2 protein-coding genes are annotated in these 1,501 nt (G+C 42.2%); both read right to left on the bottom strand.

The genetic code is table 11. The features are described 5' to 3' along the window. Positions 1-43: 43 nt before the first annotated feature. A complete protein-coding gene (locus A1OO_RS08450) occupies positions 44-541 on the bottom strand; it encodes an AAA family ATPase (protein ID WP_017004973.1) in 498 nt (165 codons plus the stop codon). A 94-nt stretch (positions 542-635) separates the two neighbouring features. After that, positions 636-1,430 carry a hypothetical protein gene (locus tag A1OO_RS08455; protein WP_017004974.1) on the bottom strand — a complete coding sequence of 265 codons (795 nt, stop codon included), beginning with the start codon at positions 1,428-1,430 and terminating at the stop codon, positions 636-638. Between the last annotated feature and the right edge of the window lie 71 nt (positions 1,431-1,501).

Raw genomic sequence — 1,501 nt, forward strand, 5'->3', positions numbered from 1 at the left:
CACCCGAATAAAGTGTCGGCTGCGCGACACTTATTCTTATTTGTTATGCGTATTCTCCCACACGTACCAGACTGAGATTTTCACTCGCGGCTGGAGCTTCAAAATACTGGGTCACATGATGAAATACAGCCTCTGTGTCAAACATAGCTCTTTCTGGTTGTTCAACTCGGCGTTTAGCAATTTGGGATAAACATTGCTCATCTGTTAAGTCTAAATACAACAGCTCATGCTCACTATCTACTTCGACGCACAGTGATACAAACCAAATTCTTTGCCTTACAGTATTAGCTGGAAAATCCATGACAACGTTAACCCCAACATTCAGCAAGTTTTGAACATGGCTTTTAACGAAAGGCTTAATTAAGTTTGAGTACTTGATGTAGTCGTCAAATGTTTGAATTTGGGAAGGATAATGAGCTGACAACCAATCGTCTTCTGAAATTAAGACTGCATTGTTTTCAGCAGCTACAACCTTAGATTTGGTCGATTTTCCTGCTCCCATCTTGCCACAGAAGAAGTACAGCTTTCCCTGATTTTCCATGTTTCCTCCATTTACGCATAACGCCGCCAGCAGGGGCCGAAAAACCAGAGCGAAGCGGCGGTTTTTTGGTCCCTCTGGCTGGCTTTGTTATGCATTACTTTACCAGCTCGTTGATGAAGTCGCCGACGTAACTTAAAAGCCCGCCCAAAAAATATGCAGTGCATGTTGCGGCAACGCCAGCAATTACCCCTTGGAGCAGCCAATTCTTTCTATCTTTGTCTGGACGATAAAAGTGAATACTAGGGTAAACAGAATGCACAAACCTTAGTAGTGCTTGGTTCGCATACCCCCATGCATTTGAAAACAGTAGTAATACGAAAAGGAACGTAATTACAAATGCATTATCTATATCCAAGCTCTCAGATAGTTTTGATGCAGCCCAAAGGCTAACGCTAAACCCGCCAACCACCCCTAGCAATTGAATAATCAAGGTGGACCAAGTCGAACGAGCCCAGCCGTGCTTGTTTGAGCAGCGGCCTAGCACCTCACTGACACTTGAAAATGATGCATCGACCCAGTCTTGCCGATCTGAGGATACTTGAACAAAGCTGTTGTCATTATTGTTTCTATCTAATCTAAGCTCTAGATAATCGCCGAGCATACGGTTACTTGAAATGCTTTCAGCAGTTTCAAGGGTGATTATCAACCTTTCGATTTTTTCAGCTCTTCTGAAATGATGTAAGAGATCATCAATCGAAAATAGCTTGTAGCCTTTATTGTCAAACCTCAATATAAAGGTGATAAATGGCTGTTTCTTGTCTTCACCTGAATTATTCGCTATTTCCAGAAGAGGAGCCCCACGTGCAGCAAAAGATTCGGATATCTGAATCAATGTATCCTCGGTTAAGGACACATCGTAGATGAACTCATCTCTTAGAAATTTTGCCATACTATCTCCCTTCTGTGTTTATGCATAACGTTCGAATAATGGGCGTTTACTAACACAAACTGATTGAAACA

Source organism: Enterovibrio norvegicus FF-33 (genome assembly GCF_000286835.2).
GTDB classification, from domain to species: Bacteria; Pseudomonadota; Gammaproteobacteria; order Enterobacterales; family Vibrionaceae; genus Enterovibrio; species Enterovibrio norvegicus_A.

Excerpts from the sequence above, each read along its gene's own strand:
- A1OO_RS08450 (WP_017004973.1), bottom strand. The coding sequence starts at position 541 with ATGGAAAATCAGGGAAAGCTGTACTTCTTCTGTGGCAAGATGGGAGCA.
- A1OO_RS08455 (WP_017004974.1), bottom strand. The coding sequence starts at position 1,430 with ATGGCAAAATTTCTAAGAGATGAGTTCATCTACGATGTGTCCTTAACC.